This is a genomic window from Cupriavidus sp. UBA2010 (assembly GCF_002335265.1).
In the GTDB taxonomy this organism is placed as follows: domain Bacteria; phylum Pseudomonadota; class Gammaproteobacteria; order Burkholderiales; family Burkholderiaceae; genus Cupriavidus; species Cupriavidus metallidurans.
Map to the genome: position 1 here is coordinate 413,874 of NZ_DDCI01000009.1, position 14,028 is coordinate 427,901.

At 64.1% G+C, this 14,028-nt stretch carries 13 protein-coding genes; 12 read left to right on the forward strand and 1 reads right to left on the reverse strand.

Annotated elements, in window-relative coordinates:
* Positions 1 to 226: 226 nt before the first annotated feature.
* The 12 genes from edd (at position 227) to ftsB (ending at position 13,474) form a co-directional block, all read left to right on the forward strand.
* Positions 227 to 2,116: a phosphogluconate dehydratase gene (edd, locus tag B2246_RS05315; protein WP_008650131.1), complete on the forward strand. Its 1,890-nt coding sequence runs from the start codon at positions 227 to 229 to the stop codon at positions 2,114 to 2,116.
* A 171-nt stretch (positions 2,117 to 2,287) separates the two neighbouring features.
* On the forward strand, positions 2,288 to 2,803 hold the full coding sequence (locus tag B2246_RS05320; RefSeq protein ID WP_035881898.1) for a gluconokinase: 516 nt from the start codon (positions 2,288 to 2,290) through the stop codon (positions 2,801 to 2,803).
* Positions 2,804 to 3,028: 225 nt separating this feature from the next.
* A complete protein-coding gene (locus B2246_RS05325; RefSeq protein ID WP_008650127.1) occupies positions 3,029 to 4,504 on the forward strand; it encodes a circularly permuted type 2 ATP-grasp protein in 1,476 nt (491 codons plus the stop codon).
* A 131-nt stretch (positions 4,505 to 4,635) separates the two neighbouring features.
* Positions 4,636 to 5,589, forward strand: coding sequence for an alpha-E domain-containing protein (locus tag B2246_RS05330; RefSeq protein WP_008650125.1), 954 nt, complete (start codon positions 4,636 to 4,638; stop codon positions 5,587 to 5,589).
* An 84-nt stretch (positions 5,590 to 5,673) separates the two neighbouring features.
* Positions 5,674 to 6,531 carry a transglutaminase family protein gene (locus B2246_RS05335; RefSeq protein WP_187192280.1) on the forward strand — a complete coding sequence of 286 codons (858 nt, stop codon included), beginning with the start codon at positions 5,674 to 5,676 and terminating at the stop codon, positions 6,529 to 6,531.
* Positions 6,532 to 6,762: 231 nt separating this feature from the next.
* On the forward strand, positions 6,763 to 7,569 hold the full coding sequence (locus B2246_RS05340) for a hypothetical protein (protein WP_062794212.1): 807 nt from the start codon (positions 6,763 to 6,765) through the stop codon (positions 7,567 to 7,569).
* A 47-nt stretch (positions 7,570 to 7,616) separates the two neighbouring features.
* Positions 7,617 to 8,438 (forward strand): alpha/beta hydrolase, encoded by an 822-nt coding sequence (locus tag B2246_RS05345; protein WP_008650108.1) that lies wholly within the window; start codon positions 7,617 to 7,619, stop codon positions 8,436 to 8,438.
* A gap of 175 nt (positions 8,439 to 8,613) precedes the next feature.
* On the forward strand, positions 8,614 to 10,263 hold the full coding sequence (locus B2246_RS05350) for a CTP synthase (protein WP_035881799.1): 1,650 nt from the start codon (positions 8,614 to 8,616) through the stop codon (positions 10,261 to 10,263).
* Between the two features lie 25 nt (positions 10,264 to 10,288).
* Positions 10,289 to 11,158, forward strand: coding sequence for a 3-deoxy-8-phosphooctulonate synthase (kdsA, locus tag B2246_RS05355; RefSeq protein ID WP_035881800.1), 870 nt, complete (start codon positions 10,289 to 10,291; stop codon positions 11,156 to 11,158).
* A gap of 128 nt (positions 11,159 to 11,286) precedes the next feature.
* Positions 11,287 to 11,577, forward strand: coding sequence for a DUF1330 domain-containing protein (locus B2246_RS05360; protein ID WP_008650103.1), 291 nt, complete (start codon positions 11,287 to 11,289; stop codon positions 11,575 to 11,577).
* A gap of 64 nt (positions 11,578 to 11,641) precedes the next feature.
* Complete coding sequence (gene eno, locus B2246_RS05365; RefSeq protein WP_017515042.1) at positions 11,642 to 12,931, forward strand: phosphopyruvate hydratase; 1,290 nt, start codon at positions 11,642 to 11,644, stop codon at positions 12,929 to 12,931.
* Between the two features lie 201 nt (positions 12,932 to 13,132).
* Positions 13,133 to 13,474: a cell division protein FtsB gene (gene ftsB / locus B2246_RS05370; RefSeq protein ID WP_008650101.1), complete on the forward strand. Its 342-nt coding sequence runs from the start codon at positions 13,133 to 13,135 to the stop codon at positions 13,472 to 13,474.
* Between the two features lie 98 nt (positions 13,475 to 13,572).
* Here ftsB and B2246_RS05375 read toward each other — a convergent pair whose 3' ends face one another.
* The gene (locus B2246_RS05375) at positions 13,573 to 13,968 is read right to left on the reverse strand and encodes a hypothetical protein (protein WP_286880205.1); all 396 of its coding nucleotides are present in this window, start codon (positions 13,966 to 13,968) and stop codon (positions 13,573 to 13,575) included.
* Between the last annotated feature and the right edge of the window lie 60 nt (positions 13,969 to 14,028).

Here is a 14,028-nt window from a genome sequence, read left to right on the forward strand (position 1 = left end):
CGGTGCAGCCTCGATAATGTAGAGATTCTACACAGATTGCGATGATTCTCGGAAGTGCCTACGCGGGGTGTTGTGCTTGGGATTTACCCGGATTCCTCATAAATCAGCCCATCTACCCGAGGCTCATGTCTTCCGGTAGCGTGAGTCTCATGGATATAATGTAGAAATTCTACATGCCGAGGCATCCAATGAGTGCCTCGGCTTCCCCACCAGGAAGAACTCCAACATGTCCCAAGCCGTTCATGCCGAGGTACTGGCCGTCACGCAACGCATTGTCGACCGCAGTCGCGCCAGCCGGGCAGCCTATCTGGCCAGGTGCGAGCGCGCCCAGCAGGAACTCGGGCCCTTGCGCGGCATGTCCTGCGCGAACCTTGCCCACGGCTACGCCGCACTGCCTTCGGACGACAAGCTCAAGCTGCGGGTCGAGCATGCCCCGAATCTCGGCATCGTGACCGCCTACAACGACATGCTGTCCGCCCACCAGCCCTATGAGCGTTACCCGGCCGTGATTCGCGAGGCCGCGCGCGCCGTGGGTGGCGTGGCGCAGGTGGCGGGTGGCGTGCCGGCCATGTGTGACGGGATTACCCAGGGCAACGCCGGCATGGAGTTGTCGCTGTTCTCCCGCGATGCGATCGCGATGGGCACGGCTGTCGCGCTGTCGCACAACACATTCGACGCGGCGCTAATGCTGGGCGTGTGCGACAAGATCGTGCCGGGTTTGCTGATGGGGGCGCTGCAGTTTGGCCATTTGCCGATCGTGTTCGTCCCGGCCGGGCCGATGGCAACGGGCCTGTCGAACAAGGAAAAGGCGCGTGTGCGCCAGCTGTATGCCACCGGGCAGGTCGGGCGCGATGCGTTGCTGGAGGCCGAATGCGCCGCCTATCACGGCGCGGGTACCTGCACCTTCTATGGCACCGCCAATAGCAACCAGTTCCTGATGGAGATCATGGGCCTGCACATGCCCGGCTCGGCGTTCGTGCACCCGGACAGCGGCCTGCGTGACCCGCTGACCGCCGCGGCAGCCCAGCGGGCGCTGGCGCTGATCGCTCGCGGTGACGCCTATACCCCGCTGGCGAAGATTGTCGATGAACGGGCGATCGTCAACGCGATGGTTGGCCTGCTGGCCACTGGTGGCTCGACCAACCACACGATTCACCTGGTGGCGATGGCACGTGCCGCCGGCATCCTGATCGACTGGAACGATTTCAACGGCCTGTCAGCCATCACGCCATTGCTGGCGCGTGTGTATCCGAATGGCTCGGCCGATGTGAACCATTTTCACGCAGCGGGCGGCGTGGCCTATGTGATTGCCCAACTGCTCGACGCCGGTCTGCTGCACGAGGACGTGCAGACCGTGGCGGGCCCCGGCCTGAAGCGCTACACCGAGGAGCCGGTCATGACCGATGGCGTGCTGCGCTGGCGGGCTGGCCCGGCCACGAGCGGGGATGAGTCGGTGCTGGCGCCAGCGTCGGCGCCGTTCTCGCCCGAGGGGGGGCTGCGGCTGATGGCGGGCAACCTGGGGCGCGGGGTGATCAAGGTCTCGGCCGTGGCCGACGAGCACCGGGTGGTGGAGGCGCCGGCGCGAGTTTTCGATTCGCAGGAAGCGCTGCAGGCCGCCTTCGAGGCGGGCGAGCTCGATCGTGACGTGGTGGCCGTGGTGCGCTTCCAGGGCCCGAATGCCAATGGCATGCCCGAGTTGCACCGGCTTACCCCCGCGCTTGGCGCGTTGCAGGATGCCGGACGCAAGGTCGCGCTGGTAACCGATGGCCGCATGTCGGGTGCGTCGGGCAAGGTGCCCGCCGTAATCCATGTCGGGCCGGAGGCGCTGGCAGGCGGGCCGCTGGCTCGGGTGCGCGACGGCGATGTCATTCGCGTGGACGCATTGGCGGGCACACTCGATCTGGTGGGCGATGCTGCCACCCAGGCTAACTTTGCCGGGCGAGTGCCGGCAGCGGCGCCAGCCGACGAATTCGCCCGTTTCAGCATGGGCCGGGGCCTGTTCGGCCTGTTCCGCCGCCATGCGCGGACCGCCGAGGAGGGGGGCAGCGCGCTGGACCTGTCCGAAGCCGATGCGCTGGCGCCCGCTGTCCAAACGGCGTCCGCCGTCGCACAATAGGCGGGCCGTCAGGCGGCGCTCGCGCCAATCATTCCGTTTCTCTTGCGTATTCTTCCGGGGTGCCCGGCAGCACGCGCTGCACCCCGGAAGCACCTTCGCGCCACATCGACGTGGCCGAAGGCTACCGACAAGGATGGCAACACCATCCGACACATGATCGATGGAGCAGACATGATCTATATCCTGATGGGCGTTTCCGGCAGCGGCAAGAGCACGGTCGGCCAGATGCTGGCGGACCGGCTTCATTGCGGCTTCCACGACGCGGACAGCTTTCACAGCGACGCCAACAAGGCCAAGATGCACGCCGGCATCCCATTGACCGATGACGACCGCTGGCCCTGGCTGGACGCAATGCGGGCCGCCATCGACACCGCCCGCGCCGAGGGCCGCACCCACGTATTCACATGTTCGGCGCTGCGCCAGGTCTATCGGGACCGCCTGCTGCCGTCGGACGGCGGCGTGACCTTCGTGTTCATGAAAGGCGACGCCTCGACCATCGGCAGCCGCCTGTCCGCGCGCACGGACCATTTCTTCAATCCCGCGCTGCTCCAGAGCCAGTTCGAGACCCTGGAGGAGCCTTGCGACGCGCTCGTGCTCGATATTCGCCGCACCCCCGAGGCACTGGTCGAGGACATTCTGGAAAAGTGCCCGCCGGCATCGGCCTCCTGTTCCGGGAAGGCGCCCTGAATCACCTGTGGCTGGCAAGCATCTTGCTAAATCGTTTCTGTGTGCCGGCGCGTGTCACTTGTGTGCAACCCCTTGCGGGTTCAGCCGGTACGGATATGCTGAAGGAGTCGACTCGACAAGGCATCGATAAACGGGCGGCGGCGGTTGGTATCAGGCAGTAACCGGGAGACAACCACCGGAGGACAACCGCGGCAAGGCGCCCAATTTCACGAAGGAGCGGCCATCATGGCGGCGCGGTTTTTCGACGAGATGCTGGAAGGGCGAGAGGACGGAGCAACCGAGGCCATCGAGGCCGGGCGGGCGCTGCCGTCGGGGGCGGTCAGGCCCCACTACCGGAACTTTGCCGAATGGCTGGGGCGGCAGTCTGCGGCGACGATGAGCAACAAGCGCGCGGAAGCGGATCTGATCTTCCGGCGTGTGGGTATCACCTTTGCCGTCTACGGCGACAAGGATGAGTCCAACAGCGGAACCGAGCGGACCATTCCGTTCGACGTGATTCCGCGCATTTTCCCGGCCAGCGAGTGGGCCACGCTCGAGCGCGGCCTGCGGCAACGCGTCGCGGCGCTAAACCGCTTCATCCACGACATCTACCACGGGCAGGACATCATCCGTGCCGGCGTGATTCCGCCGGACCAGATCTACAACAATGCGCAGTACCGCCCGGAAATGCTGGGCATCGACGTGCCTCGCGACATCTACGCGCACGTGGCCGGCATCGACGTCGTACGCGCGGGCGAGGGCGAGTTCTACGTTCTCGAAGACAACCTGCGGGTGCCATCGGGCGTGTCGTACATGCTCGAGAACCGCAAGATGATGATGCGGCTGTTCCCCGACCTGTTCGCCCGCAACCGCGTGGCCCCGGTGGCGCACTATCCCGATCTGCTGCTGGACATGCTGCGCAGCGTGTCGCCGCAGAATATCGCCGATCCGACCGTCGTCGTGCTCACGCCGGGCATGTACAACTCGGCCTACTTCGAGCACGCGTTCCTGGCCCAGCAGATGGGCGTCGAACTGGTGGAAGGCAATGACCTGTTCGTCGAGGACGACCATCTCTATATGCGCACCACGCAGGGGCCGCAGCGTATCGACGTGATCTACCGGCGCGTGGACGACGATTTCCTCGACCCGCTCGTATTTCGCCACGATTCCGCCCTGGGTGCGGCCGGGCTGCTCTCGGTCTACCGTGCCGGCAACGTGACGATCAGCAATGCGATCGGGACGGGCGTGGCCGACGACAAGTCGATCTACCCGTACGTGCCGGACATGATCCGCTTCTATCTCGGCGAGGAACCCATCCTGTCGAACGTGCCGACCTACATGTGCCGGCGTCCGGATGATCTGCAGTACGTGCTCGACCATATGCAGGATCTTGTGGTCAAGGAAACGCATGGCGCCGGCGGCTACGGCATGCTCGTGGGACCGGCCGCGACGCGCGCGGAGATCGACCAGTTCCGGGAGGTCGTGAAATCGCGCCCCGAGCAGTACATCGCGCAGCCGACGTTGGCGTTGTCGACTTGCCCGACCTATGTCGATGCGGGCATCGCGCCGCGCCATATCGATCTTCGCCCGTTCGTGCTGTCGGGCAAGGAGGTGCGCATGGTGCCGGGCGGGCTGACGCGGGTGGCGTTGAGAGAGGGCTCGCTCGTGGTCAATTCGTCCCAGGGCGGCGGCACCAAGGACACCTGGGTGCTGGAACGCTAGGAAACCGTTTCAGAATGATTCTGGCGTGGTTGCGCGGCCTTGCCGTACCGCTTCACCCTGGCCAGAACCGCTTCGCTTCAATCTGCAACGGCTTCTAAGTCCATAGGCGCTGTTTGCCGGGAGATTTCACCATGCTGAGCCGTACCGCCGACCACCTGTTCTGGATGGCCCGCTATACCGAACGCGCGGAGAATACTGCGCGCATGCTCGACGTCAACTACCAGACTTCGCTGCTGCCGCAATCGGCCGAAGTGGCCGAGCAGGGTTGGTGGGCGATGCTCGATATCTCCGAATTGACCCAGGCCTACGACCACAAGTACGGCTTGCTGCACCGTGACGACGTGATCGACTTCATGGTGCGCGACATGACCAATGTCTCGTCGATCATGAGCTGCCTGCGCGCGGCCCGCGAGAATGCGCGCGCGGTGCGTGGATCGCTGACGACCGAGGTCTGGGAGACCATCAACACCACCTGGCTCGACGTCCAGCGCATGATCGCCGATGGCGAGCTGCACGAAGATCCATCGCGCTTCTTCGAGTGGGTAAAGTTCCGCTCGCATCTGGCCCGTGGCGTCCAGTTCGGCACCATGCTCAAGGACGATGCGTTCCACTTCATGCGGCTTGGCACCTTCCTGGAGCGGGCCGACAACACCGCGCGGATTCTCGACGTCAAGTTTCAGGCCTCGGGCCGCGACGACAGCGACCCGAACCGCGAGCAGAACGATTTCTATCACTGGGCGGCCGTGTTGCGGTCGGTCTCTGGCTTCGAGGTCTATCGCAAGATCTACCGTGCCGTGATCACGCCGCAGCGCGTGGCGGAACTGCTGGTCCTGCGGCCCGACATGCCGCGTTCGCTGGTTTCCAGCATGGACGAAGTGGTCGCGATTCTGGCGCTGGTGTCGAACCAGCAGTCGGCGGAGACCGAAAGGCAGGCTGGTAAACTTCACGCAGACCTAAAGTACGCGCGCATCGACGACATTTTCGCCGTCGGCCTGCATGCCTACCTGACCAGCTTCCTGGAGCGCATCGGCGACCTCGGCAATGGCATCAGCCGGGATTTCCTCGTGCCGCTGCTAGCTGCCTGACCGTTGCAGGAGCGCCCGGCGTCATGCGCCGGGTGTGCGGCATCCCCGACTGGGGCCGGCATGCATGTGGCGCGAGATATACCCGTGAAATACAAGATCCATCATAAGACCATCTACCGCTACACCGAGCCGGTGCGTCGCAGCGTGCATGAGCTGCGTCTGGCGCCCCGCAGTGGCCCACTGCAGTCCGTGCAGTACTGGACGCTTTCCGCGCCGGGTAACCTTTCCGAAGCGCGTGACGGTTTCGGTAATATCGTCCACAACTTCACCATGGCCGGCCCCGCTCGTACGATTGCGATCGTCGCTACCGGCGAGGTCGAGGTCAGGATCGATCCAGCCCCAACGGGCCAGGCGGGCGCCGAGGCCGGGGAGGGTGGCCATGGCGCTTTCCAGGACCTGCCCGAAGCTGGTGAGTCGCGCGTGTCGCCGCTCTATTTTCTATCGGGCACGCCGCTGACCCAGGCGCCGACGGACATGCGGGCGTTCGCAGCCCCATACCTGGCCGCTGGCCACGAGGTGCCGGCCCTGCTGGCATTGGCCGATGGCATCGCCGACCGGGTCCAGTATCGGGCCAATACGACCGATGTCGGCACGTCCGCCGTCGAGGCTTTCCGGCTGGGCAGCGGGGTCTGCCAGGATCAGGCGCAGGTTATGGTGGCGGCATGTCGCGCGTTCGGCATTCCGGCCCGCTATGTCAGTGGCTACTTCTACGATGCGGCCGCAGCCTCGCTAGCCAGTCATGCCTGGGCCGACATCTGCCTGGATGCGGACCGCGGGCTCTGGTGCAGCATCGATGTCACGCATCGCTGCATCACAAATGGGCGCCACGTCCGCCTTGCCGTGGGGCGTGACTATGCCTCGGCCGCACCAATCCGGGGCATCCTCGAAGGCGGGGCCGGGGAAACAATGGAAGTCGACATCGAGATCACGCCGCTGGCCTGAAATGGCGAAGCCAGGTTGGTTCGAAGTGCGGCGGCAGAGTAAGAGGCGCTATCAAAATGATTCTGGCGTCGTTGCGCGGCCTTGCCGTACCACGTGTACTGTCTGCGGCCGCACGCCTAGCCAGAACCGCTTCGCTTCATTTTGATAGCGCCTCTAATCCTTTTCGGTATTCATACACCGCCGTGCGGCTAGAATGGGGCGTCGCCGTCGCGCCTCTGTCAACCCGAACCCATGACGTACTGTGTAGCCATGCGGCTGGATGCCGGTCTGGTATTCCTGTCTGATTCCCGTACCAACGCCGGTGTGGATGCCATTTCCACCGCGCGCAAGATGACCGTATTCGAGGAGCCGGGCGACCGCGTCATGGTGCTGCTTACCTCCGGCAATCTCGCGATCAGCCAGTCTGTGCGCCAATGCCTGGCCGAGGCGCGCGACGAGAAGCGCTCGCTGTGGACCGCGCGCGACATGTTCGAGGCGGTCACCATCGTCGGCGAGGCGGTGCGCGCCGTGCACAAGCGCGATGCCCATGCGTTGCGCGAGGCTGGCATCGAATTCAGCGTCAACCTGATTTTCGGCGGGCAGATCCGGGGCGAGCGCACGCGCCTGTTCCATGTCTACGCGGCGGGCAACTTCATCGAGGCCACGCCCGAGAACTGCTACTTCCAGATTGGCGAGGCCAAATATGGCAAGCCGATCGTCGACCGTGTCATCACGCCGTCGGTGCCGCTGGGCGAGGCGGCCAAGTGCGCGCTGGTCTCGATGGATTCCACGCTGAAGTCGAATATCTCGGTCGGTTTGCCGCTCGACCTGCTGGTCTACGAGGCCGATTCGCTCCGCGTGACGCGCTTCGTCAGCATCGACGAGAAGAACGCATACTTCCGCATGATCCGCGACACCTGGGGCCAGCGCCTGCGCCAGGTTTTCGGCGAAATCGCCAATCCCGAATGGGATGCGAGCCAGCCGGCCGAATTCCCGCTCGCGCGCGACGAAGCCGATCGCTGGGGCCAGCCGGTACGGGCCCGCCGCGACCGAAGCTGATCCCTTTCATCCCAGGTTTTTCCGACTCATTCCATCGACTTGCCGCCATGCGCGACATCCTGCTCTTTTCCCACGCCAACGGTTTTCCGGTGCCGATCTATCGCAAGCTGTTCGGCGCGCTAGACGACACCTTCGACATCCGCGCCGTCGAACGTTACGGCCACAATCCCAAGTTTCCGGTCACGCGCGAGTGGCCGCATCTGGTCGACGAACTGCTTGGCGAGCTGGATCGCCCGGGGCGGAGCGGTGCCGACGCGCCCAAGGTCTGGCTGGTTGGCCATTCGCTGGGCGGTTTCCTGTCGCTGATGGCCGCGCTGCGTCGGCCGCAGCGGGTGCGGGGCGTGGTGATGCTGGATTCACCGATCATCGCCGGCTGGAAGGCGTCACTGGTGCGCGCGTCCCAGATGCTGGGGCTCGACGAGAAACCGGGCCCCGCAGCCGTCACCAAGAACCGGCGCACCCATTGGCCCGATACCGACGCGGTCTGGAGTCATTTTCAGTCCAAGCGCAATTTCAAAGTGTGGGATCCCGAGGTCCTGCGCGACTACGCCGAGCATGGCACCGAGCCCACTGGTGTGGCCAACGAACGCAAGCTGCGCTTCGATCGCGAGGTCGAATACTGGATCTACCGGACGCTGCCGACCAGCCTGGGCCGCAAGGTGGCGCGTGGCGCGCCGATCCCGGTCAGCTTCGTTGCCGGCACCCGCTCGCGCGAGGTTAGGCAGGCGGGGCTCGGCGCAACCCGCAAGCTCGTGGGCGACCGGCTGCGCTATATCGAAGGCGGCCACCTGTATCCAATGGAGCGGCCCCTCGAGACCGCCGGTCTGGTGCGGGACCTGATCGAGGAAATGCGCAAGTCCGGGCGCTGAAGTCCGGGAAGCCGGCGCGCGCGGCGCCGGCTCGGCTTGCGGTACGGCTTGCAGTGCGGCGTATGCGCCGCAGGCCGCCTTTGCGTGCCGGGCCGACACCCCGATTTCACAAATTCGGCGTCGGCGGGGATCGGGCTCTCATGTATAATCCCGATTTCCCCGGCAAGCTCGGTTTATGACCAAATTCGTCTTCGTCACCGGTGGCGTCGTCTCTTCTCTCGGCAAGGGCATCGCTGCTGCTTCGCTCGCGGCTATTCTCGAGTCGCGCGGCCTCAAAGTCACCCTCCTCAAGCTCGATCCCTACATCAACGTCGATCCCGGCACGATGAGCCCCTTCCAGCATGGCGAGGTGTTCGTGACCGAAGATGGCGCGGAAACTGACCTCGATCTGGGTCACTACGAGCGCTTCGTGTCGGCCAAGATGCGGAAGTCGAACAACTTCACGACCGGCCAGATCTACGAATCGGTGATCCGCAAGGAACGCCGCGGCGAGTACCTCGGCAAGACCGTTCAGGTCATTCCCCATATCACGAACGAAATCCAGGCTTTCGTCGAGCGTGGCGCTGCCGCGTCGCACGACGGCAAGGCCGACGTGGCACTGGTGGAGATCGGCGGCACGGTGGGTGACATCGAGTCGCTGCCGTTCCTGGAAGCCGCGCGCCAGATGAGCCTGCGCCTGGGCCGCAATCATTGCGCGTTCGTGCACCTGACGCTGGTGCCGTTCATCGCCAGCGCCGGCGAGCTCAAGACCAAGCCGACCCAGCACTCGGTGCAGAAGCTCCGCGAAATCGGCATTTCGCCGACCGCGCTGCTGTGCCGCGCCGACCGCCCGATTCCGGACGACGAGCGCGCCAAGATTTCGCTGTTCGCCAACATCCCGCAGGAAGCCGTGATCTCGGTCTGGGATGCCGACAGCATCTACAAGATTCCGCAGATGCTCAACGAGCAGGGCCTCGACCGCCTGATCTGCGAGGAACTGCGTCTGGACCCGAAACCGGCTGACCTGTCGATGTGGCAGAAGCTGGTCAACGCGCAGGAAAACCCCGAGCATGAAATCACGATCGGCATGGTTGGCAAGTACGTCGACCTGACCGAGTCGTACAAGTCACTGATCGAGGCGCTGCGCCACGCCGGCATGCATACCGCCACGCGCGTGAACATCGAGTACATCGATTCGGAAGAGCTCGAGTCGGGTCACCTCGAAGTGCTGAAGCCGTTGGATGCCATCCTGGTGCCGGGCGGTTTCGGCAAGCGCGGCACCGAAGGCAAGATCCGCGCGATCCAGTATGCCCGCGAGAACAAGGTGCCGTACCTGGGCATCTGCCTGGGTATGCAGCTCGCCGTGATCGAATTCGCGCGTCACGTTGCCAGCATGGGCGACGCCAATTCGACCGAATTCAACCTCGACACGGAACACCCGGTGGTCGCGCTGATCACCGAGTGGGTCGATCGCGACGGCAAGGTGGAACAGCGTTCGGCGGACTCCGACCTCGGCGGCACGATGCGTCTGGGCGCCCAGCGCGTGCCTATCAAGACCGGCACCAAGGCCTCGCAGATCTATGGCGCCGAAGTCAACGAGCGTCATCGTCACCGCTACGAAGTCAACAACCACTACGTGCCGGAGCTGGAAAAGGCTGGCATGGTGATTTCGGCGCGCACGCCGACCGAGAACCTGCCGGAGATGATGGAACTGCCGGAATCGATGCACCCGTGGTTCGTCGGCGTTCAGTTCCACCCGGAATTCACCTCGACGCCGCGTGATGGCCACCCGCTGTTCAAGGCCTACGTGGAAGCCGCGCTCGCCGCGCAACGCCAAGGCGCCTGAGGCGCTGGTGGGGAAGGAAACTGCCATGAAACTGTGTGGATTCGACGTCGGCCTCGACAAGCCGTTTTTCCTGATCGCTGGCCCGTGCGTGATCGAGTCCGAGCAGATGGCGCTCGATACGGCCGGCGAGCTGAAGGCGATCACGGGTGAACTGGGCATTCCGTTTATCTACAAGTCGTCGTTCGACAAGGCCAACCGGTCGTCGGGCAAGTCGTTCCGCGGCCTCGGTATGGAAAAGGGTCTTGAGATCCTGGCCACGGTAAAGCATCAGATCGGTGTGCCGGTGCTCACCGACATCCACGAGATCGACGAGATCAAGCCCGTCGCGGCCGTGGTGGATGTGCTGCAGACACCGGCCTTCCTGTGCCGCCAGACTGATTTCATCCGTGCCTGCGCCCAGAGTGGCAAGCCGGTGAACATCAAGAAGGGCCAGTTCCTGGCGCCGCACGACATGAAGAACGTGATCGACAAGGCACGTGACGCTGCCCGTGAGGCGGGTCTGCCTGATGACGTCTTCATGGCCTGCGAGCGTGGCGTTTCCTTCGGCTACAACAATCTCGTCTCCGACATGCGCTCCCTGGCGATCATGCGCGAGACGGGCGCCCCCGTGGTGTTCGATGCCACCCACTCGGTGCAGTTGCCGGGTGGCCAGGGCACCAGCTCAGGCGGCCAGCGCGAATTCGTGCCGGTGCTCTCGCGCGCCGCGGTGGCTACGGGCGTGGCGGGTCTGTTCATGGAGACCCACCCCGATCCGAGCAAGGCGATGTCGGACGGCCCCAACGCCGTGCCGCTGTCGCGCATGAAGGAACTGCTGACTGTGCTGCGCGATCTCGACAGCATGGTCAAGCGTGCCGGCTTCCTGGAAGACAACTTCGGCTGGCCGGCCTGCGCCTGAGCCTGCCTTGGCAACTGCCGCCCGCGCCTGACGCGGGCGGTGCTGTTTCTGGTGCCGCTGCCGGACCTCCGGCTTCAATGCTGACGAAACGGTATCGAAAGACAATACAAAAGATTCGGAGATAGCGCATGGCCGCCGGTTATATCATCGCGTACGTCGATGTGACAGATCCCCAGCAGTACGAGCAGTACAAGGTGCTTTCCACGAAAGCCATGCAGGCGCACGGCGCGGAAGTGCTGGTGCGCGGCGGCCAGACCGAACGGCTCGAGGGTGATTGGGGCCCCACGCGCGTCGTGGTCCTGAAGTTCCAGAGCTACGAAGCCGCCCGCGCGTTCCACGCCAGCGAGGAATACCTGGCGGCGCGCAAGTCCCGCGAGCATGCGGCGAAGATGAACATGATCGTCGTGGAAGGCATCTGACATATTCGTCGGGCATCCTGCGCGGTAATAAGATTCACCAGATTCAACAGTCCAGAGAGGAAATATGAGTGCAATCGTAGATATCATCGGTCGTGAGGTTCTCGACTCGCGCGGCAATCCCACCGTCGAGTGCGACGTGCTGCTGGAGTCGGGCGTGATGGGCCGTGCTGCCGTGCCGTCGGGTGCATCGACCGGTTCGCGCGAAGCCATCGAACTGCGTGATGGCGACAAGTCGCGCTACCTGGGCAAGGGCGTGCTGAAGGCTGTCGAGCACATCAACACCGAGATCTCCGAAGCGATCATGGGCCTGGATGCCTCCGAGCAGGCTTTCCTGGACCGCACGCTGATCGAACTGGACGGCACCGAGAACAAGGGCCGCCTGGGCGCCAACGCCATGCTGGCCGTGTCGATGGCCGTGGCCAAGGCAGCTGCCGAGGAAGCCGGCCTGCCGCTGTACCGCTACTTCGGCGGTTCGGGCGCGATGCAGATGCCGGTACCGATGATGAACATCGTCAACGGTGGCGCGCACGCCAACAACAGCCTGGACATCCAGGAATTCATGATCATGCCCGTGTCGCAGACCAGCTTCCGTGAAGCCCTGCGTTGCGGCGCCGAAGTGTTCCACGCGCTGAAGAAGATCCTGTCCGACAAGGGCATGTCCACCGCCGTGGGCGACGAGGGCGGCTTCGCTCCGAACTTCTCGTCGAACGAGGAGTGCCTGAACACGGTCGTGCAGGCTATCGAAAAGGCTGGCTACAAGGTTGGCGAGGACGTGCTGCTGGCGCTGGACTGCGCCGCCAGCGAGTTCTACCACGAAGCCGAAGGCGTGTACTCGCTCGAAGGCGAAGGCCTGAAGCTGACGTCGACCCAGTTCGCCGACTACCTGGCCAACCTGTGCGACAAGTTCCCGATCGTGTCGATCGAGGACGGCATGGCCGAAGGTGACTGGGAAGGCTGGAAGACGCTGACCGACAAGCTGGGCAAGCGCGTCCAGCTGGTGGGTGACGACCTGTTCGTGACCAACACGAAGATCCTGAAGGAAGGCATCGAGAAGGGCATCGGCAACTCGATCCTCATCAAGATCAACCAGATCGGCACGCTGACCGAGACGTTCGCCGCTATCGAGATGGCCAAGCGCGCCGGCTACACCGCCGTGATCTCGCACCGTTCGGGTGAGACCGAAGACAGCACGATCGCCGACATCGCCGTCGGCACGAACGCCGGCCAGATCAAGACCGGTTCGCTGTCGCGCTCGGACCGCATTTCGAAGTACAACCAGCTGCTGCGTATCGAGGAAGACCTGGGCGACATCGCCACGTACCCGGGCAAGAGCACGTTCTACAACCTGCGCTGATATCGCCGGTTAGTGTTCTGAGTCCCAGAAAAAGCGCCGCCCCAGAGCACTGGGGCGGCGCTTTTTTTTGTCAACCGGATGCCTGTTGCGCCGTTGTTTCGCTTTGTATCGTCTTTTGTTTTGCAATCTTTGGCGGCTTGGTGGATCATTGGTCCCGCAGAAATAGCCAAATCATCCTTTTCCTAGCGCCTTTTCGCCCTGATGCGCCTGATTTCCCTGCTGTTGTTCGTGCTGCTGCTCGCAATCCAGTACCCGCTATGGCTGGGCAAGGGCGGCTGGCTACGCGTATGGGATCTGAATCGCCAGGTCAATGAGCAGACCGTGCACAACCAGGCGCTCAAGCTGCGCAATGCCAAGCTGGAAGGGGAAGTGAAGGATTTGCAGGATGGCACGGGTGCCATCGAGGAGCGTGCCCGCTATGAGCTGGGCATGGTCAAGGACGGGGAAGTCTTCGTCCAGTTCGTGGCGCCGGCTCCGAAGGTCAGCGCCACGCCTCCGCTGCCGCCGCCACCCAATTCCGTCGCGGGACGCGGCGGACATTAACCGGCTTACTAGGACTATTCCGATGCCGAGGTGCGACCTTGACCGTTCGGTCTGTCGCGTTTGCACATCGCTGCGGCCCGGTTTCGATTTCTTCTGAATTACCACCAGTACGGGGAGCCGTACGGGTAACCACCCCAGCCCCAGCCAGGCGAGCTGATTCCTACGCCGCCACCCCAGTGGCCGCCGCCCCATCCGCCGTAGTACAGATTCCAGTTTGTGGTCGGGTAGGCGTAAGCTGCCCGCGCCCAGGCTTCGGCCTGCTGCTGGCTGGCGATCGCCTGCTCCTGCTCGCGCAGCACTTGCTGGTTCAGCGCCGTGAGGTGCTGCCTTTCTTCGTCAGTAAGGGGGGCGGGGGGAGTCGAACCGGGCTCCAGGCGTGCGGTGGCAGGGCTGCCGTACAAATCGCGTGGAACGGGCGCTGCGCAGCCGGCGATCATCGCAGCCATGGCAATGACCAGCCCGGACAGTGCGCGGGAACGATACGTCTTGATCATGTCGGCCTCCGTCCGGCAACTGGGGTTCGGGAATGTCATTGGACCCGCGAGCGCGGGTAT

What these genes read in the sequence shown, in the direction of transcription:
- edd (WP_008650131.1), top strand. Translation starts at nt 227, where the DNA reads ATGTCCCAAGCCGTTCATGCCGAGGTACTGGCCGTCACGCAACGCATT.
- B2246_RS05320 (WP_035881898.1), top strand. Translation starts at nt 2,288, where the DNA reads ATGATCTATATCCTGATGGGCGTTTCCGGCAGCGGCAAGAGCACGGTC.
- B2246_RS05325 (WP_008650127.1), top strand. Translation starts at nt 3,029, where the DNA reads ATGGCGGCGCGGTTTTTCGACGAGATGCTGGAAGGGCGAGAGGACGGA.
- B2246_RS05330 (WP_008650125.1), top strand. Translation starts at nt 4,636, where the DNA reads ATGCTGAGCCGTACCGCCGACCACCTGTTCTGGATGGCCCGCTATACC.
- B2246_RS05340 (WP_062794212.1), top strand. Translation starts at nt 6,763, where the DNA reads ATGACGTACTGTGTAGCCATGCGGCTGGATGCCGGTCTGGTATTCCTG.
- B2246_RS05345 (WP_008650108.1), top strand. Translation starts at nt 7,617, where the DNA reads ATGCGCGACATCCTGCTCTTTTCCCACGCCAACGGTTTTCCGGTGCCG.
- B2246_RS05350 (WP_035881799.1), top strand. Translation starts at nt 8,614, where the DNA reads ATGACCAAATTCGTCTTCGTCACCGGTGGCGTCGTCTCTTCTCTCGGC.
- kdsA (WP_035881800.1), top strand. Translation starts at nt 10,289, where the DNA reads ATGAAACTGTGTGGATTCGACGTCGGCCTCGACAAGCCGTTTTTCCTG.
- B2246_RS05360 (WP_008650103.1), top strand. Translation starts at nt 11,287, where the DNA reads ATGGCCGCCGGTTATATCATCGCGTACGTCGATGTGACAGATCCCCAG.
- eno (WP_017515042.1), top strand. Translation starts at nt 11,642, where the DNA reads ATGAGTGCAATCGTAGATATCATCGGTCGTGAGGTTCTCGACTCGCGC.
- ftsB (WP_008650101.1), top strand. Translation starts at nt 13,133, where the DNA reads ATGCGCCTGATTTCCCTGCTGTTGTTCGTGCTGCTGCTCGCAATCCAG.
- B2246_RS05375 (WP_286880205.1), bottom strand. Translation starts at nt 13,968, where the DNA reads ATGATCAAGACGTATCGTTCCCGCGCACTGTCCGGGCTGGTCATTGCC.